12 protein-coding genes and 1 pseudogene are annotated in these 18,664 nt (G+C 60.1%); 6 read left to right on the forward strand and 7 right to left on the reverse strand.

The features are described from left to right. Positions 1-145: 145 nt before the first annotated feature. Positions 146-2,308 (forward strand): autotransporter domain-containing protein, encoded by a 2,163-nt coding sequence (locus tag DJ564_RS00565; protein WP_109626846.1) that lies wholly within the window; start codon positions 146-148, stop codon positions 2,306-2,308. A 134-nt stretch (positions 2,309-2,442) separates the two neighbouring features. Here the strand turns inward: DJ564_RS00565 and oadA are convergent, their stop codons facing one another. Together oadA and DJ564_RS00575 are read right to left on the reverse strand one after the other, a co-directional pair. Further along, positions 2,443-4,251, reverse strand: coding sequence for a sodium-extruding oxaloacetate decarboxylase subunit alpha (gene oadA / locus DJ564_RS00570; protein ID WP_109626848.1), 1,809 nt, complete (start codon positions 4,249-4,251; stop codon positions 2,443-2,445). Positions 4,252-4,262: 11 nt separating this feature from the next. After that, positions 4,263-5,678, reverse strand: a complete 1,416-nt coding sequence (locus tag DJ564_RS00575; RefSeq protein WP_109626850.1) for an acetyl-CoA carboxylase biotin carboxylase subunit — start codon at positions 5,676-5,678, stop codon at positions 4,263-4,265. 190 nt (positions 5,679-5,868) lie between these two features. On the opposite strand from DJ564_RS00575, the gene DJ564_RS00580 reads away from it, so the two are divergent. Then, positions 5,869-6,831, forward strand: a complete 963-nt coding sequence (locus DJ564_RS00580) for a LysR family transcriptional regulator (RefSeq protein WP_109626852.1) — start codon at positions 5,869-5,871, stop codon at positions 6,829-6,831. Here DJ564_RS00580 and DJ564_RS00585 read toward each other — a convergent pair. The 3 genes from DJ564_RS00585 to DJ564_RS00595 form a co-directional block, all read right to left on the reverse strand. Beyond that, the gene (locus DJ564_RS00585; protein WP_109626853.1) at positions 6,773-6,982 is read right to left on the reverse strand and encodes a PA3496 family putative envelope integrity protein; all 210 of its coding nucleotides are present in this window, start codon (positions 6,980-6,982) and stop codon (positions 6,773-6,775) included. The two genes, DJ564_RS00580 and DJ564_RS00585, sit on opposite strands and share 59 nt — an antisense overlap. A gap of 252 nt (positions 6,983-7,234) precedes the next feature. Next, a complete protein-coding gene (gene hexR / locus DJ564_RS00590) occupies positions 7,235-8,101 on the reverse strand; it encodes a transcriptional regulator HexR (protein ID WP_008027445.1) in 867 nt (288 codons plus the stop codon). Between the two features lie 135 nt (positions 8,102-8,236). After that, complete coding sequence (locus DJ564_RS00595) at positions 8,237-11,110, reverse strand: bifunctional diguanylate cyclase/phosphodiesterase (RefSeq protein WP_109626855.1); 2,874 nt, start codon at positions 11,108-11,110, stop codon at positions 8,237-8,239. 258 nt (positions 11,111-11,368) lie between these two features. On the opposite strand from DJ564_RS00595, the gene uvrD reads away from it, so the two are divergent. The 3 genes from uvrD to DJ564_RS00610 all read left to right on the forward strand — a co-directional run bounded on the left by uvrD (position 11,369) and on the right by DJ564_RS00610 (position 15,268). Beyond that, complete coding sequence (uvrD, locus tag DJ564_RS00600) at positions 11,369-13,552, forward strand: DNA helicase II (protein ID WP_056738578.1); 2,184 nt, start codon at positions 11,369-11,371, stop codon at positions 13,550-13,552. A gap of 301 nt (positions 13,553-13,853) precedes the next feature. Further along, positions 13,854-14,726 (forward strand): Tim44 domain-containing protein, encoded by an 873-nt coding sequence (locus tag DJ564_RS00605; protein WP_109626857.1) that lies wholly within the window; start codon positions 13,854-13,856, stop codon positions 14,724-14,726. Positions 14,727-14,860: 134 nt separating this feature from the next. Next, positions 14,861-15,268: an SMI1/KNR4 family protein gene (locus DJ564_RS00610; RefSeq protein ID WP_007943369.1), complete on the forward strand. Its 408-nt coding sequence runs from the start codon at positions 14,861-14,863 to the stop codon at positions 15,266-15,268. Positions 15,269-15,289: 21 nt separating this feature from the next. On the opposite strand, the gene DJ564_RS00615 is transcribed toward DJ564_RS00610, so the two are convergent. After that, the gene (locus DJ564_RS00615) at positions 15,290-17,053 is read right to left on the reverse strand and encodes a cation:proton antiporter (protein WP_109626859.1); all 1,764 of its coding nucleotides are present in this window, start codon (positions 17,051-17,053) and stop codon (positions 15,290-15,292) included. A gap of 204 nt (positions 17,054-17,257) precedes the next feature. Here DJ564_RS00615 and DJ564_RS00620 point away from each other — a divergent pair, with 204 nt between their 5' ends. Next, complete coding sequence (locus DJ564_RS00620) at positions 17,258-17,740, forward strand: acyl-CoA thioesterase (protein ID WP_010465381.1); 483 nt, start codon at positions 17,258-17,260, stop codon at positions 17,738-17,740. 51 nt (positions 17,741-17,791) lie between these two features. Here the strand turns inward: DJ564_RS00620 and pdxY are convergent. Next, a pseudogene (gene pdxY, locus DJ564_RS00625) lies at positions 17,792-18,664 on the reverse strand (pyridoxal kinase PdxY).

Here is an 18,664-nt window from a genome sequence, read left to right on the forward strand (position 1 = left end):
CGGGCAATCCGTACGTGGGTGAAGCGCCCTGTGGTTTCGGCTACAAGCGAAGTCCCTGCGTCTTGCGAGACACCGAGAATCGCCCGGCATCCGGAAACTTCATCGACTTTTAAGGTTTGGCCTCCTTCACAAGAGGCTGAACCCGATGCAGATTCAACACACGTTCCGACCCCACTACATAGCGCTGGCGATTTCCTTGGCGCTCGGCCATGCCGGTTCCGCGAATGCTCAAGATCCCGCCTCTCTCTCACCGCCACCCGTTGACCAACTGGCGTGGATCGAAGCATTCATCAGCGATCCCGACACCGTTACAACGTCGGTAACCAAATCAGAAACGGGGCCTGACGGTGTCGCGTTAAAACTCGGTGATTCCAATGATCTGGTCACCGTCAGCCGACGCGGCCGCTTCGTCGGGATCGTTGACGGCGGTGGAGGCACCAATGCGCTGCAACTCGATACCTTGAGTGGTGGCGAAATCGGCGAGAGCCGGAACTTTAATTTCCTGCACATCAAGCGCGGTCCGTGGACATTGACGGGGAACGATGATTTCTCAAACGGTGGGTTAGTCATGGACAACGCAACACTGACCAACCGCGGGCGTATCATCGGCCCGGTAACAGTGGAGAAGAAAGCGACCTACCGCGGCGCGGGTCAGGTCGGCCACTTGCTGGTGGCGGGCCGCCTTGAGGTCAATGCGTTGCATGGAGCGCCCAAGGTAAATGGCAACCTTGAACTGCAGAACACCGCAGAACTCATCTACGAGGTGAACGCCGATGGCCGCAGCGAAACGATCAAAGTTGATGGCATCGCCAAACTCGACAATGCCACGCTGAATATCGTCGCAGTGCCGGGTGACTACCCGTTGAGCAATCAGTACACCCTCATTCAGGCCGAAGGGGTCGAAGGTAAATTCGGCAAAGTCCTCAACGATCTGGCGTTCATGACGTCGACCGTTGAGCACAATGGAAAAACGGTCGAACTGACGTTCGCGCGCAACAAGGTGCCTATCGAGAGTTTCGCGAATAGCAACAACGGACGTGAACTCTCCCAAAGCATCGATGAGCCAGAGGAATTACGGCAAGAGCAGGTGCTATCTGACAACGCTTCCTCCCCCGCGCAAGCCCTGAATCCACTGACAAGCACCGATTCTTCTCCCACCGCTCCCACACCGATCGCTCCCACCGATGCGATCGCACCCACTGCCTCAACTCCATCAACAACGACTAATCCCGTCGCCACAACACCAAAACCAACCACCCCCGCAAACGCCGCTGTCAACGCCCTGCTCGGCAGTAACAAAGTGATCGCCGCCCATGCAATTGAACAGCTTGCTGGCGGCAACACCGCCAACCTCGCCAAAGCCACCCTGAACAGTGACAGCCCGGTCAGCGCCACCCTGCTCTCAGCCATGCGCCAATTGGACAGCGCCAGCGGCTACAACAAACCCGGCAACCGATCCAACGCACCAAGCCTGGCCGTCGGCAACGAAGAAAACGGCAGGGTCTGGCTGCAAGCCTTGGGGCACGGCGGAACACTGGATCGCGACCACGATGCGCTGCAAACATCGACCAAAGGTCTCGTTCTGGGCGCGGATTGGCGCGTTGATGAGGAATGGCGTATCGGTGTGATGGGCGGCAAGTCCGAGACCCGCCTGGACAGCCGCGAGCTCGACGGCGATCTCGACAGTTGGCACTTGGGCGCCTATGCGCTGCGCCAGAGCGGCCCCATGTCGCTGCGCCTCGGCGCGACCTACAGCAATCACGACGGCAGCACAAAACGGCGGGTTGCCTTCAACGGTTTCAGCGACCGTCCCGAAGGCCGTTACGACGCCAGCACCCAGCAGGCCTTCGCGGAAGTGGGTTACAACCTCGGTCGGGCCAATGTCAGCATCGAACCGTTTGCCAGCGTTGGCTATCAACGCTATCAGCGCGACGGCTACACCGAAAAAGGTGGCGCGGCCGCACTTAAAGTCCACGGCCAGACCCAGAACAATATGTACAGCACACTCGGTCTGCGTCTGGCGAAGGTCAACACGCTGGATAACGGCATGCAACTGACGCCGCGGTTCAGTGCCGGCTGGAAACACACGTATGGAGACGTCTACAGCGATACCCGCCAACGACTGGTAACGGGCGGAAAAAACTTCACCGTATCCGGTGCGCCGCTGGACCGTGACAGCTTGCTGGTTAATGCAGGGCTGGACTTGGGCTTGTCAGCGAAACAGACGCTGGGTGTTGGCCTTATCGGCGAGATCGGCACTGACAGCCGCAATCATGGCGTAACGGGTCAGTGGCGGATGGCGTTCTGATCAACAACTGACTCAACGCAGTCCCTGTGGGAGCGAGCAGGCTCGCTCCCACATTTGCCAACGCGAAACTCCGGACAAAAAAAGGGGAGCACATGCCCCCCCGAGGTTTAAAGCGTTGTATCGAGGCTGTTAACTCAGCCTTCGATCTCGATCAGGATTTCGCCCGGGTTCACCCGGTCGCCCTTGGCCACATGGATGGCGGTGACTTTGCCGGCGATGGCTGCCTGGACTTCGGTTTCCATCTTCATCGCTTCGGTGATCAGCACGGCTTGCCCCGCTTTCACGGTGTCGCCTTCCTTGACCAGCACGTCGACGATGTTGCCCGGCATGGTGGTGCTGACGTGGCCTGGAGCGCTAGCTTGCTTGCGCTTGCTGCTGCCGCCGCTGACAAACTCGTTGAGCGGTTCGAACACCACTTCTTCCGGCATGCCGTCGATGGACAGGTAGAAGTGACGCTTGCCTTCCGCCTTGACGCCGACACCGGTGATGTCGACGCGGTAGGTTTCGCCGTGGACGTCGATGACGAACTCAGTCGGCACGCCTTCGCCACCGGCTGAGGTCACACCGCCGGCCTCAGGGATCGGCAGCAGCACTTCTGGAGTCAGGGTGCCGGCAGCACGTTCTTCGAGGAACTTGCGGCCGATGTCCGGGAACATGGCGTAGGTCAGCACGTCCTCTTCAGACTTGGCCACAGCACCGATCTCGGCACGCAGTTTGGTCATTTCCGGCTTGAGCAGATCAGCCGGGCGCACGTCGATCACTTCTTCGCTACCGATCGCCTGGCGACGCAGTTTTTCGTTCACGATGCCCGGCGCCTTGCCGTAGCCGCCTTGCAGGTAAAGCTTCACTTCGTTGGTGATGGTCTTGTAGCGCTCGCCGGCCAGCACGTTGAAAAACGCCTGGGTGCCGACGATTTGCGAGGTCGGGGTCACCAGCGGCGGGAAGCCGAGGTCTTCACGAACCCGCGGGATTTCGGCCAGCACTTCCGCCATGCGGTTCAGGGCGCCCTGCTCTTTCAACTGGTTAGCCAGGTTGGAAATCATCCCGCCCGGTACCTGGTTGACTTGCACGCGGGTGTCGACGGCGGTGAACTCGCTTTCGAACTGGTGATATTTTTTGCGCACGGCGTAGAAGTACAGGCCGATCTCTTGCAGCAGTTCCAGGTTCAGGCCGGTGTCGAACTCGCTGCCTTTAAGGGCGGCAACCATCGACTCGGTACCTGGGTGGCTGGTGCCCGAGGCGAAGCTGGAGATCGCGGTGTCGATGTGATCGGCACCGTTTTCGATGGCCTTGAGTTGGCACATCGTGGCCAGGCCGGCAGTGTCATGGGAGTGGATGAAGACCGGCAGCGACTGCTCGGATTTCAACGCCTTGACCAGTTCGCCGGTGGCGTACGGGGTCAGCAGGCCGGCCATGTCCTTGATCGCCACCGAGTCGCAACCCATGGCTTCCATTTGTTTGGCCTGGGCCACGAACGCGTCGATGGTGTGCACCGGGCTGGTGGTGTAGGCGATGGTGCCCTGGGCGTGTTTGCCAGCAGCTTTCACCGCTTCAATGGCCACTCGCAGGTTACGCACGTCGTTCATGGCATCGAAGATGCGGAACACGTCGATGCCGTTGACCGCTGCCTTGGCAACGAACGCTCTGACCACGTCGTCGCTGTAGTGGCGGTAACCCAGCAGGTTCTGGCCACGCAGGAGCATTTGCAGGCGTGTGTTAGGCAGCGCGGCACGCAGTTGGCGCAGACGCTCCCACGGGTCTTCTTTCAGAAAACGCACGCAGGCGTCGAAGGTTGCGCCGCCCCAGCATTCCAGCGACCAGTAGCCGACTTTGTCGAGCTTGTCGCAGATCGGCAGCATGTCTTCGGTGCGCATGCGGGTCGCGAGCAGCGATTGGTGGGCGTCGCGCAGGATGGTGTCGGTAACGTGGATTTTCTTGCTCATTGTTCTATTCCTCACAGGCCTGCGTGGGCGGCGATGGCGGCGGCGATGGCCAGGGCCAGCTCTTCGGGTTTGCGCTTGATCGAGTAGTTGGTCAGTTCAGGGTGGCTTTCAACGAAGCTGGTGTTGAACTGGCCGCTACGGAATTCCGGGTTACGCAGGATTTCCTGGTAGTACGCGGCGGTGGTCTTGACCCCTTGCAGACGCATGTCGTCGAGGGCGCGCAAGCCACGGTCCATCGCTTCTTCCCAGGTCAGCGCCCATACCACCAGTTTCAGGCACATGGAGTCGTAGAACGGCGGAATGGTGTAGCCGGTATAGATCGCCGTGTCGGTGCGCACGCCGGGGCCGCCGGGCGCGTAGTAACGAGTGATCTTGCCGAAGCTCGGCAGGAAGTTGTTTTTCGGGTCTTCGGCGTTGATGCGGAATTGCAACGCGAAACCACGGTGCTGGATGTCTTCCTGTTTCACCGAAAGCGGCAGGCCGGACGCGATGCGGATCTGCTCACGCACAATGTCGATGCCGGTGATTTCTTCGGTGATGGTGTGTTCCACCTGCACCCGGGTGTTCATCTCCATGAAGTACACCTCGCCCTCGGCGAGCAGGAACTCCACGGTGCCGGCGTTCTCGTAACCCACAGCCTTGGCCGCACGCACCGACAGGTCGCCGATGTAGGCGCGCTGTTCCGGGGTCAGTTGCGGGCTTGGCGCGATTTCGATGAGCTTCTGGTTGCGGCGCTGGATCGAGCAATCACGCTCGAACAGGTGCACCACGTTGCCAAAACTGTCGCCGAGGATCTGCGCTTCGATGTGTTTCGGATTGACGATGCATTTTTCGAGGAACACTTCCGCCGAACCAAAGGCCTTGGTGGCTTCGGAAATGACTCGCGGGAAGGCTTGTTCGAGTTCTTCACGGCTGTCGCAGCGCCGGATACCACGGCCACCACCACCGGAAGTTGCCTTGAGCATCACCGGATAACCGATACGGTCACCTTCGACCAAGGCTTCCGTGATGTCCGCGACGTTGCCTTCGGTGCCTGGCGTGACCGGCACACCGGCCTTGATCATGCTGCGGCGCGCTTCGGTCTTGTCGCCCATGCGGCGAATGACTTCAGCCGATGGACCAATGAATTTGATGCCGCGTTCAGCGCAGATATCTGCCAGCTCGGCGTTTTCCGAGAGGAAACCGTAGCCGGGATGCAACGCATCACAACCGGTTTCCACGGCCAGATTCACCAGCTTGCGCGCATTCAGGTAACCGGCCAGTGGCTCGGCACCGATGCTGTGGGCCTCGTCCGCGCGTTTCACATGCAAGGCATGGCGGTCGGCGTCGGAATAGATCGCGACCGAGCGAATGCCCATCTCGGCGCAGGCACGCACGATTCGTACGGCAATCTCACCACGGTTGGCGATCAGGATCTTTTTTATCACTTGGAGGTTCCCTTGAGCCGGTGGTACCCACGACCTGCTAGACCAGGTCGACGCGTGACTAAATGTTTCGATTTAGTCGCAGCCCCACACTAGCCCCCACAAGGGATTAACAAAAATGATTAATAATTGGGTTAGCCATAAGTAAAGACTTATAGTTGATTCATCAGCCTGGGGCGGGAGCTTCTAGATAATGCGTAAGTCATTGATGCGTATGACATTGCGTCAATTGCAGATCTTCAATGAGGTCTGTGATTTGCGATCCTACAGCCGCGCAGCCGACGAAATGTCGCTCACACAACCTGCCGTGAGCCTGCAGATTCGTCAACTTGAGGAGCTGATTGGTCAGCCTTTGTTCGATTACGTCGGCAAAAAACTCTACATGACGGAAGCCGCCGAAGCTCTACAGCGCGCCAGCCGGGATATTTTCGGGCGCCTGGAAAACCTCGACATGCAGCTTTCGGACATGCAGGGATCGTTGCAGGGCCAGCTGAAACTGGCGGTCGAATCCAGCGCCAAGTATTTCGTGCCGCACCTGTTTGCCGCGTTCAAGCGCCAGCACCCGGAAGTGAATCTGCAACTGACGGTGGTCAACCGGGGGCAGGTGATCCGTCGACTGTCTGATAACCGCGACGACCTGGTGATCATGTCCATGGTGCCGCAGGACATGGGGCTGGAGTTTCTGCCGTTCCTCAACAATCCGATCGTGGCCGTGGCGCCGCCGGATCATCCGCTGTGCCACATGGGGCCGTTGCGCCTGCAAGACCTCGAGCCTTACACCCTGTTGCTGCGCGAACCCGGTTCCGGAACGCGATTGGCGTGCGAAGAGTATTTCAAGGAAAAACGCGTGCACTTCAACCAGACCCAAGAGGTCTCATCGGCCGAAGCCCAGCGTGAATGTGTGCTGGCGGGTCTGGGCGTCGCGCTGTTGACGCGCCACGCCCTGAACCTTGAGTTGGCGACCGGCGGATTGATTGAATTACCGGTCGAAGAGCTGCCGCTGTTTCGCAGCTGGTGCCTGGTGCAGGCCAAGGCCAAGCGGCTGTCGCCGGTGGCCCACGCGTTCCTTGCGTTTATCCGCAGCGAACGCGTGCAGATCAGCGCGCTGGTTGAGCGTTTCGACGGGAAGTTGCGGGAGCTGCCTGCCAGTAGTTGAGTTCCAGATCGGGGAAATCACCGATCTCGGCCAGCAGCTGACGGCGTTCGCAGCGATCTTCGATGGCGCGGCGAAATTCCATGCGGCGCTGATCTTCTTGCTGACGGCGGGTTTTGACGGCGCTGTTGCGTTCTTCGTAGGGCTGGGCCATTTCGAGTCTCCCAAGGCGATTACGGGAGTTTCAAGATAGGCGCGGGGGATGACGGTTTGGCGGCGGGTGGGTTACAGAACGATGAAACTCGCAGACTGACCGCGAATCTGTGGCGAGGGAGCTTGCTCCCGCTCGGCTGCGCAGCAGTCGTAAATGAGCTTGATGCGGTTGGTCAAAAATTGCTGTGAATGGTTTGGGGGCCGCTGCGCAGCCCAGCGGGAGCAAGCTCCCTCGCCACAATTCCAGCCACTATCAATCGTCCAGCGCTTTCACTGATTTTGGCGACAACCGCAAGCTGCGCAGGCTGCGCTTGACGCTCTTGAGGTGGTTGACCAGGCTCGGCCCGCGCGCCATGGCCACGCCCATCGCCAACACGTCGATCACCACCAGGTGAGCGATACGCGACGTCAGCGGGGTGTAGATTTCAGTGTCTTCGTGCACATCGATCGCCAGGTTGACGGTCGACAGTTCGGCCAACGGCGTCTGGCTCGGGCACAACGTGATCAACGAGGCGCCGCTTTCACGCACCAGGTTCGCCGTGATCAACAAATCCTTGGAACGCCCGGACTGGGAAATACAGATCGCCACATCGGTCGGTTTCAAAGTAACTGCCGACATCGCCTGCATGTGCGGGTCGGAATAGGCCGCCGCAGTCAGCAGCAACCGGAAGAACTTGTGCTGGGCATCCGCCGCCACCGCGCCCGATGCACCAAAGCCGTAGAACTCGACGCGCTGGGCCTGGGACATCAGCGACACGGCCCGCTGCAACTCCACCGGATCGAGCTTCTCGCGAACCTCCATCAAGGTGTGCAGGGTGGTGTCGAAGATTTTCAGGCTGTAGTCGGCGACCGAATCGTCTTCATGGATCGCAAACTGGCCAAAGCTCGCGCCTGCCGCCAGGCTCTGCGCCAGTTTCAGCTTCAAGTCCTGGAAACCGGAACAACCAATGGCGCGGCAGAAGCGCACAATGGTCGGCTCACTGATGCCCACGCTATGGGCCAGGTCGGCCATGGAGCTGTGCATCACCGCCGCCGGATCAAGCAGCACGTGGTCGGCGACCTTGAGCTCCGACTTGCGTAAGAGGTGGCGTGACTGGGCGATGTGTTGCAGCAGATTCAAAGGGCTGGACTCTTTGTTATTGGCAGGTGCCGGATATGTAGCAAGCTTGTAGTTATACTACATGAATCGGCTTTTTGCCTGCTCAATGCGTAACTCGATGTCCCCATTCCACGCCACATGCGCTCCATGTAGCACTTACAAGGGTTTTGCGTCCTCACGTAAAAGCGCAGCCAGGTCATCGGCTTCGACCGGGCGACTGACCAGATAACCTTGCACTTCATCGCAGCGCTCGGCTTTCAAGAATTCCAGTTGCTCTTCCCGCTCGACACCTTCAGCCACCACTTTCAGCGACAATCCATGCGCCATGGCGATGATCGCCCGGGTGATCGCCGCGTCCTCGCTGCCCTGCCCCAGGCCGCGGATAAACGCCTGATCGATCTTCACGTAATCCACGGGAATGCGCTTGAGATAGCTCAGGGACGAATAGCCTGTGCCGAAATCATCGATCGCCAGTTTTACGCCAATATCCCGCAACTGCTGAAACGTCGCGATGATGTGCTCGACGCTGTCCAGCAACTGGCTTTCAGTGAGTTCGAGCTCCAGGTAGTGCGGCGCCAGGCCGGTTTCTTCCAGCACCTGCCGCACCAGGCTGACCAACTTGCCCTGACGCAATTGATGCACCGACAAATTGACCGACACGCGAATCGGCTCAAGCCCTTGCCGCTGCCATTCGCAGGCCTGCCAACAGGCTTGGCGTAACACGAACTCGCCGATAGGACCGATCAGCCCGGTTTCCTCGGCCAGACCGATAAAGTCCCCCGGCGGCACGCGACCCATGGTCGGGTGATCCCACCGCACCAAGGCTTCGGCTGCGTTCAGGCGGCCAGTCTCAAGGCAAAGTTTGGGTTGGTAATAGACTTGCAGCTGCTTTTCGTCGATGGCTTTGCGCAGCTGGTTTTCAAGCTGCAATCGTTCAAGAGTGCTGGCCTGCAAGCTCTCGGTGTAGAACTGGAAGTTGTTGCCGCCCAAATGCTTGGCGTGCTGCATGGCAATGTTCGACTGGCTGACCAGCGCGGAAATTTCCCGGGCGGTGTCCGGCAGCATGCTGATGCCCATCGAGGCGCTAACCACCAGTTCATGGCCATCGACGGTGATAGGCAGCCGTAGTTTGGTCGACAATCGGGTCGCCACGCGGGCCAGGCTCGACAGGTTGCCGTAGGCATCAAAGATCACCGCGAATTCGTCACCGGAAAGCCGCGCAATGGTGTCGGCCTCGGGCAGTGCGTTGACCAGCCGCCGGGCCATCTTCTGCAGCAACTGATCGGCGACTTCATGGCCAAGGCTGTCGTTGAGCAGCTTGAAACGATCCAGGTTGATATGCAGCAGCGCCAGGCTGCGGCGCCCGCCCTGACGCACCCGCTGATGCGCTTCGCGCAGCCGTTCGCGGAACAGCGATCGGTTGGCCAGACCGGTGAGTTCGTCGTAATGGGTCAGGTAGCGCATGCGCTCTTCGGATTCCCGTCGAGCGGACAAATCGGCGAAGAAGCCGACAATATGGCTTACATTCCCCCGAGCATCCCGAACAGCGTTCAGTTGCAGCCACTGCGGATAGAGCTCGCCGTTCTTGCGGGTTTCCACCAGTTCGCCCTGCCAGGTGCCGTGCTGTTCCAGCGCATGATGAATCGCACCATAGTGCCGGCGCGCATCGCGACTGCACGGCAACTCGACAACGTTGCGCCCGAGCATGTCTTCGATGTCGTAGCCGGTGACGCGGCTGAACGCCTGATTGACCGCGATCAGCGCGTAATTCGGGTCGAAAATCACGATGCCTTCGCTCGCCGCTTCAAACACCGTCGCCGCCAACTGGCGCTGTTCTTCCTGGCCCTTGCTCGCGCTGATGTCGCGGCGGGTGCCGACCATGCGGATCACCCGGCCATTTTCGCTGCGCTCGACCGCCCGCCCACGGTCCTCGATCCAGACCCAATGGCCGTCACCATGCCGCACGCGGTATTCGATCTGGTAATCCTCGCTGCGACCCTTCAAATGCTCGACCAGGGCACGGCGCAGCGACGGCAAGTCTTCGGGGTGAAGGCGCGGCTTGAGGTGGCTGAGCATCGCGGTCACGAACTCCGGCTCCAGGCCGAACAACTCCTGAAGCTGGGTGTGATGGACTTCGTCGGTTTGCAGGTTCCAGTCCCACAGCCCGAGCTCACTGGCCTTCAACGCCAGCGCCAGCCGCGCCTCGCTCTTGCTCAGGGCCTGGTTGGCCGCGTCCAGCTCCAGGCTGCGTTGGGCAACACGGTTTTCAAGCTCGACCTGGGCTTCACGCAATTTTTCTTCGGCGCAGCGGCGGTGATCGATCTCTTTGGCCAATTCGTGATTGAGTTGGTCGCTGCAAGTCTGCGCCTGCTGCAAGTGTTCTATCAGAGCCTGATTCTGAAAGCGCCGCAGCAAACCGCTGTCGATCAGCCGATTGACTTGCCAGGCCACCACGCTCAGCGCCCCCAACAGAATCAGCCCGAACCAGCCCCAACCCTGGCCTTGTTGATCGCCGCCCCAGAATAGATAGGCGATGGCCGGCAACAGACAGGGCAAGGTAAAGGAGAGGAATGCCGGAAGACTGACCGCATACGCGACGCTGGCCGACAAGGCGGCGGCACCGATCAGGCCGAACACCCAGGCTTGTTGCATGAAATTGTCAGCGGGGACCAAGGCAATACCGGCACCGGCCAGGGTCAGGCCCGTCATGGCAGACCCCAACAGGAACATGCGACGCCAGACCGGATGGGCCTGGCGGTTGGGGATGGCCGAATCGAAGGCTGCGACTTGAATCACCCGCAAGGCCACCAGCGATAAAAGCCAGATCAGCCAGATGCTGACGATGAAGTAGCGCTGCGGGCTCCAGAGCAATGCGGCGCAGACCAGTCCGTTGATCAGCATGAACAGCGTAGGCAGCAGCGAGCCCTGGTAAAGCAGGCGCGTGCGCTCGACCGCCATTTCCATGGCGTACTGTTTACGGATAACCCGAGGCTCCACAGAAGGGCCCGACAGGTCGGAGCTGAGGGTCATAGGCAATGTTCTTGTTCTTATAATGATGAGCATGAGCCCGAAACGTGAACGGAGCATACACAAGCCAATGCCCTTACCAAACTGCCCCGGATCATAAAATCGACAAAATTTCAGGCCCCCGCCGTCCGCTGAAAACCCTTCGAGCGAGCCCCGCCAACGCTTGCAGCCAGTGACTGACCGGTCGTCATTCGTGCTTCTTTCATCGGCTAATGCAAAGCTCGGTTTGCCCGGTGTGACGGCGCACCCTAGAATGCCCCGATGCGCGATGATCTCTCCCTTCTGCTGAACTCCCTCAACGATGCCCAACGCCAGGCCGTAGCTGCCCGCGTGGGTCGTCAGTTGGTCCTGGCCGGTGCTGGTTCCGGTAAAACCCGAGTGCTGGTGCACCGTATCGCCTGGTTGATCCAGGTCGAGAACGCCTCGCCCCATTCGATCCTGTCGGTGACCTTCACCAATAAGGCCGCTGCCGAGATGCGTCATCGCATCGAGCAGCTGATGGGTATCAACCCGGCCGGTATGTGGGTCGGCACCTTCCACGGCCTGGCGCACCGCTTGCTGCGGGCGCATTGGCAGGAAGCCGGCCTGAGCCAGACCTTCCAGATTCTCGACAGCGACGACCAGCAACGGCTGGTCAAGCGGGTGATCCGCGAGCTGGGTCTGGACGAGCAACGCTGGCCGGCCCGTCAGGCCCAGTGGTTCATCAACGGGCAGAAAGACGAAGGCTTGCGCCCGCAACACATTCAAGCCAGCGGCGACCTGTTCCTGGCGACCATGCGCAGCATTTATGAGGCCTACGAGGCCGCTTGCCTGCGCGCCGGCGTTATCGACTTCTCCGAATTACTGCTGCGTGCCCTCGACCTGTGGCGCGATCATCCGGGCCTGCTGGCCCATTACCAGAAGCGCTTCCGGCACATTCTGGTGGACGAGTTCCAGGACACCAACGCCGTGCAGTACGCCTGGTTGCGCCTACTGGCCAAGGGCGGCGACAGCCTGATGGTGGTTGGCGACGACGACCAGTCGATCTACGGCTGGCGCGGCGCGAAAATCGAGAACATTTATCAGTATTCCGACGACTTCCCGGATGCCGAGACCATTCGTCTTGAGCAGAACTACCGCTCCACCGCCGGCATCCTCAAGGCTGCCAATGCTCTGATCGCCAACAACACCGGGCGCATGGGTAAAGAGCTGTGGACCGATGGCGGCGAAGGCGAAGCGATCAATCTGTACGCAGCGTTCAACGAACACGACGAAGCACGCTACGTGGTGGAAACTATCGAAAGTGCGCTGAAAACCGGCTTGGCCCGCAGCGATATCGCGATTTTGTACCGCTCCAACGCCCAATCCCGCGTTTTGGAAGAAGCCTTGCTGCGCGAGCGCATTCCGTATCGCATCTATGGCGGTCAGCGCTTCTTCGAACGCGCAGAAATCAAGAACGCCATGGCCTACCTGCGTTTGCTGGAAGGCCGTGGCAACGATGCGGCGCTGGAGCGGGTCATTAACGTTCCGGCCCGTGGCATCGGCGAGAAAACCGTTGAAGCGATTCGCGACCATGCGCGCCACAGCGATGTGTCGATGTGGGAAGCAATGCGCTTGCTGGTTGCCAATAAAGGCCTGACCGGCCGCGCGGCCGGCGCGCTCGGGGCGTTTATCGAGCTGATCGAAAACCTCGCCGCCAAGTGCATGGAAATGCCGCTGCACCTGATGACCCAGACGGTTATCGAGCAGTCGGGGCTGATTGCTTACCACGAAGCGGAAAAAGGCGAGAAAGGCCAGGCCCGTGTAGAAAACCTTGAGGAACTGGTGAGCGCCGCGCGCAACTTTGAAAACGCTGAAGAAGACGAAGACCTGACACCGCTGGCGGCATTTCTCGGTCATGCGTCGCTGGAAGCCGGGGACACTCAGGCCGACGAGCACGAAGACAGCATTCAGTTGATGACCTTGCACAGCGCCAAAGGCCTGGAATTCCCTTACGTGTTCCTCGTGGGCATGGAAGAAGGCTTGTTCCCGCACAAGATGAGCCTGGAAGAGCCGGGGCGTCTCGAAGAGGAGCGCCGTCTGGCCTACGTCGGCATCACCCGGGCGATGCAGAACCTGGTGATGACCTACGCCGAAACCCGACGCCTGTATGGCAGCGAGACCTACAACAAGGTGTCGCGCTTCGTACGGGAAGTGCCAAAAGGCCTGATCCAGGAAGTGCGGCTGTCCAACAGCGTCAGCCGTCCGTTCGGTGGTGGCCAGCAACAGAGTTCCAGCAGCCTGTTCGGCGGCAGCGAAATCCCGGACACCGGGTTCAGCCTCGGCCAGGCCGTACGCCATTCGGTGTTTGGTGACGGCGTTATCCTCAACTTTGAGGGTGCCGGTGCCCAGGCCCGGGTGCAGGTGAACTTCAGCGAAGGCAGCAAGTGGCTGATGCTTGGCTACGCCAAGCTCGAAGCAATCTAAAGCCCGCCAGTGATTCAATGTGGGGGCGGGCTTGCTCGCGAAGGGAGCAACGTGGTTTGTCAGAAACACCGCGCTATCGTTCTTTGCGAGCAGGCTCACTCCCACAAGGTTCATCCGACCGGATAACCTTCCTACAGAACTTATCTCCTCGTCCTACAGACCAAAGTTAACAGGCCCTATTGCGCTGACTGAAGCTGAACGCAACCTGTCAGGCAAAAGCCCGAAACACTCTGCCGCTAGCCAGTATCACTTCAGCTGTGCAACATGGCGCGCGTGCCATCCACAAATGGGAATTCCCTTTATGAAACGTTTTCTTAGCATCGCCATGGCGTTGTGCATCGGCCTGACGATGAGCCTCGACGCCAACGCCAAGCGCTTTGGTGGCGGCAAGAGCTCCGGCGCTGCGCCGACTCACCAGACCAGCCAAATGGCTCCTTCTTCTGCCGCTGGCGGTGCTGCCGCCACTGCGGGCGCGGCCGGTGCCGCTGGCGCTGCCGCCAAGGCCGGCGGTGCTTCGCGCTGGCTCGGCCCTCTGGCCGGTATCGCTGCCGGTGGCCTGCTGGCCTCCATGTTCATGGGCGGCGGCTTCCAGGGCATGCAGATCTTCGACATCCTGATCATGGCTGTCATTGCCTTCCTGGTCTTCCGCTTCATCGCCGCTCGTCGTCGCAAGCAGCAGGAGCATTTGGCTCCAGCCGGTGCGCCGATGCAGCGTGAAGTGTTCGAGCAGAAGCCAGCCGGCATGGGTTCGATCTTCGGCGGCTCGGCCGCACCTGCTGCCGCTCGTCCGGTAATCAACGCGCCAGCCTGGTTCAATGAACAGAACTTCATTGAAGCGGCCCGCAACCACTTCCAGTCCCTGCAGCAACACTGGGACGCCAACGAAATGGACAAGATCTCCGAGTTCGTGACCCCGCAACTGCTGGAGTTCCTCAAGCGCGAACGTGCTGACCTCGGCGAAGGTTTCCAGTCCACCTACATTGATAACCTCAATGTTCAACTGGACGGCGTGGATGATCGCGCGGACAAGACCATCGCCACCCTGACCTTCACCGGCGTGTCGAAGACTTCGCGTTTCGACCAGGGCGAAGTGTTCAGCGAGAGCTGGAACATGGAACGTCCGCAGGGCGAAAACCAGCCTTGGCTGGTGGCCGGTATCCGCCAGAACGGCTGATCCCTCCGCGTTACGCATGCTGAAATGAAAACCCCGGCCTCGCCGGGGTTTTTCTATTTCACGGTTGCATCTATAGCGAGCTACTGTATAAACCGCCCCAACTAAACCGCGCCATCAGCAAGAGGATCCCGGACGTGGAAGAAATCATCGAACAACTGCGTGAAGCCAACGAACCGGTACCGGTCCCCTTGGAGTTGCCTGACGAAGACCAGATCGTGGAAATCGAAGAACAACTGTTCATCGACATTCCCTTTGTCTTCAGAGAGTTTTTGCTGACCGTCAGCGACGTCGTCTACGGCAGCCTGGAGCCGGTGACCGTCACCGACCCGCAATCCCACACTTACCTGCCAGACGTTGCGGCCAACGCTTGGGACGCTGGCGTCGACCGCAGCATGATCCCGATCTGCCAGGACGGTGACGATTACTACCTCGTCGAAGAAGACGGTACCGTGGTGCTGTGGCAGGCCGAAGAAGAGCTGATTGCCGAAGAAACCTGGGAATCGGTGTGGCACTGGGCGCGGGACGTCTGGCTGGAAAGCTGAGCCGCCTGACGCGCCGCGTGGTCAATGCCCGGACGGCTCCTTGTGGTTGTCCAGCGTTTCGAGCAAGGCCACCTGCATCCGCGTGTGCACGCGGATGAACCAGCGCCAGAGCACGGCCGCTACCGCGGCGGCGACCACGACGATCAGTACCAGCAACTTGTTGGTCGGCAAGATACTGGCCGACAAGGCTGCCAGCAGCAGGAAAATCACCAGCAGCGAGAGGATCGGGATCACTTCGGCGATCACCCGGCGCACTCGCTGCGTGTGGCGCCCCGCCATCTCCGGCTTCACGCCCATCTCCGCCAACAGCATCGACAGCGCCTTGAGCTTGCGATAGGCGGCGATCAGGAACGGCAGCGACAACAGCAACGCCCCACCCCAGATCAACGCTTTCTGCCAGCTCGGGTCACTGATCCAGTCTTGCAGGTAAACGGACATGCGTTCGGCGAAGTACGCGCCGGAAAAGAAGATCGCAATCACCAGCGCCAGATTGACCCCCACCTGCAACAGAATCCGCCGGATCATCGACGCCAGCAACGCGCCCTCGCCCTGAGGCTGGATGCTGCGCAGCCATTCGCCGTACATCCCCAACACTCGAGCCAGCCGCTGCGGCATCACGGCGGCCAGCTTGATCGACAGCGGATCAGCCGCGCGGATCAGATACGGCGTCAGCAACGTGGTAATCACCGAGACCGCCACGGCGACCGGGTAGAGGAAGTTGCTGGTGACCTGCAGCGTCATGCCCAGCGCGGCGATGATGAAGGAAAATTCGCCGATCTGCGAAAGCCCCATCCCCACGCGCAGTGAGGTACGTCCGTCATTGCCGGCGATAAAGGCCCCGAGACCGCAGGAAAGCATTTTGCCGAGCACGACGGCCACGGTAATCACCGCGATCGGCCAGGCGTATTGCAGCAGGATCATCGGATCGAGCATCAAGCCGATGGCCACGAAGAAGATTGCACTGAACAGGTCGCGAACCGGCTCGATCAAGCGCTCGATCTTCAGCAATTGCCGCGACTCGGCCATGATCGCCCCAATCAGGAATGCGCCCAGGACCATGCTGTATTCGAGCTTGACCACCAGCAGGCAGAAGCCGAAACAGAGGCCCAGCACGGTGATCAGCAGCATTTCGTTGCTCTCGAACTTCGCCACGTAGGCCAGTAATCGCGGCACAAGCAAGATGCCGATGACCAGCGCAACGATCATGAACAGCGAGAGTTTGCCCACCGTGGAAAACACTTCGCCGGAACTGACCGTGCCGCTCACCGCGATGCTCGACAGCAAGGCAATGATGCCGATGCCGAGAATGTCCTCGACGATCAATACGCCGAAGATCAACTGGGCGAAGCGCTCGTTCTTCATCTTCAGGTCGTTGAGCGCCTTGACGATGATGGTGGTCGAGGAAATCGCCAGGATCGCGCCGAGGAACAAGGAATCCATGGTGTTCCAGTCAAACCATTGGCCGATTTCGTAGCCGATCCAGATCATCAGCACGATTTCCAGAAACGCCGCGATGAACGCCGTGGCACCGACCTTGAACAGTTTGCGCAGACTGAACTCGAGGCCCAGGCAGAACATCAGGAAAATCACCCCGAGTTCAGCGAGGGTCTTGATGGTTTCTTCGTCGTGGATCAGGCCGAACGGCGGCGTGTGCGGGCCGATGATGAAGCCGGCGACGATATAACCCAGCACCACCGGCTGTTTGAAGCGATGGAACAGCACGGTCACCACACCTGCGACCAACATGATCACTGCCAGATCCTGAATAAAACTGATGGCATGCATGGTGTGGGGCTCCTTGAGGTGGACGTTCGGAGGTTAACACCGCGACTTCCGCCAGAAAGACGGTGCAATATATGGAAACAGATCGATCCGGCGTGACGGCGACCACCCGCCCGGCGTCCCGATAACTGTGGTTTGAAAAAAACCGACCAGGCACCCGCAGAGGTGCCGCCCTTCCGCCATTCTGCCTTGAACCGTGAGAACGCTATGGAACCCGGAAACGCCCAGCTGTCGATGACGGTATTGATGACCCCTGACATGGCCAACTTCTCTGGCAATGTTCACGGCGGTACCCTGCTCAAATACCTCGACGAAGTGGCCTACGCCTGCGCCAGCCGTTACGCCGGCCGCTACGTGGTGACCTTGTCGGTGGACCAGGTGATTTTCCGCGAGCCGATTCATGTCGGCGAACTGGTGACCTTCCTGGCCTCGGTCAATTACACCGGCAACACTTCCATGGAAGTGGGCATCAAGGTGGTGACCGAAAACATCCGTGAGCGCTCGGTTCGCCACACCAACAGCTGCTTCTTCACCATGGTGGCAGTGGATGACGACCGCAAACCGGCTGCCGTACCGCCGTTGCAACCGCAGAACAGCGAAGACAAGCGCCGCTTCATGCAGGCTCAGCAACGCCGGCAGATTCGTCAGGAACTGGAAAAGCGGTATCAGGAAATCAAGGGCGATGCCTGACGTGTTCGGGCTTTAGATCGCTTTCGCGGGCAAGTCTTGCCCGCGAAGCTTTTAAAGACTGATCGCGGTTGCTTCGAACTTCACCCGCGGATGCGCAATCCGGTCCTGCGCCCGCACCAGTTCCAGTTCATAGCTGGCACACGCCTGGGTTTCCAGCAGCACTTCATGCACCGCCGCCGCCGTGAACTCAAAGGCTGCCACCAGGCTGTCACCCAACAGCACGCGCGCCAGAAACAGCCCCGACGTCAGGTCGCCAACGCCCACCGGCTGACGCGGAAACGCCAGCAGCGGACGGCGCAGGTGCTAGCTGCCTTCAGCCGTCACCAGCAACATCTCGAAGCCATCCGCCGGCTTGCCGGGATAGTCCAGATGCTTGACCAACACCGCCTTCGGCCCGCGCGCCAACAGTGCGCGCGCCATCGCCAGGCAATCGAACAGTGACTGCGGCTTGCGCCCCGAAAAGCTGTCCAGCTCCAACTGGTTCGGGCACATGAAGTCCGCCACCGAAGCCGCCTCTTCCAGCAGGAAATCGCTGACTTCGGCCGGCACGCTGCAGCCCTTCTCCGGATGGCCCATCACCGGGTCGCACAAATACAACGCCTTGGGGTTCATCGACTTGATCCGCGCCACGCCGGTCAGGATCGCCCGGCCCTGGGCCGCACTGCCGAGGTAACCGGACAGCACCGCATCGCAATTGCCCAGCTCGCCAATCGCCGCGATCCCTTCGACCAGATCGGGGATCTGGTGCGGTGCCAGCACTTCACCGGTCCACTGGCCGTATTGCGTGTGGTTGGAGAACTGCACGGTGTTGAGCGGCCAGACATTCACCCCGACCCGCTGCATCGGAAAAACCGCGGCGCTGTTGCCAGCGTGGCCGAACACCACGTGGGACTGGATGGCGAGCAGATGGGGCGTACGTTTCAT

The organism is Pseudomonas sp. 31-12 (genome assembly GCF_003151075.1).
Lineage (GTDB): Bacteria > Pseudomonadota > Gammaproteobacteria > Pseudomonadales > Pseudomonadaceae > Aquipseudomonas.

Coding starts and splice junctions, on each gene's coding strand:
- DJ564_RS00585 (WP_109626853.1), bottom strand. CDS start 6,982: ATGGCCCAGCCCTACGAAGAACGCAACAGCGCCGTCAAAACCCGCCGT.
- DJ564_RS00605 (WP_109626857.1), top strand. CDS start 13,854: ATGAAACGTTTTCTTAGCATCGCCATGGCGTTGTGCATCGGCCTGACG.
- DJ564_RS00595 (WP_109626855.1), bottom strand. CDS start 11,110: ATGACCCTCAGCTCCGACCTGTCGGGCCCTTCTGTGGAGCCTCGGGTT.
- DJ564_RS00565 (WP_109626846.1), top strand. CDS start 146: ATGCAGATTCAACACACGTTCCGACCCCACTACATAGCGCTGGCGATT.
- DJ564_RS00620 (WP_010465381.1), top strand. CDS start 17,258: ATGGAACCCGGAAACGCCCAGCTGTCGATGACGGTATTGATGACCCCT.
- DJ564_RS00615 (WP_109626859.1), bottom strand. CDS start 17,053: ATGCATGCCATCAGTTTTATTCAGGATCTGGCAGTGATCATGTTGGTC.
- oadA (WP_109626848.1), bottom strand. CDS start 4,251: ATGAGCAAGAAAATCCACGTTACCGACACCATCCTGCGCGACGCCCAC.
- uvrD (WP_056738578.1), top strand. CDS start 11,369: ATGCGCGATGATCTCTCCCTTCTGCTGAACTCCCTCAACGATGCCCAA.
- DJ564_RS00580 (WP_109626852.1), top strand. CDS start 5,869: ATGCGTAAGTCATTGATGCGTATGACATTGCGTCAATTGCAGATCTTC.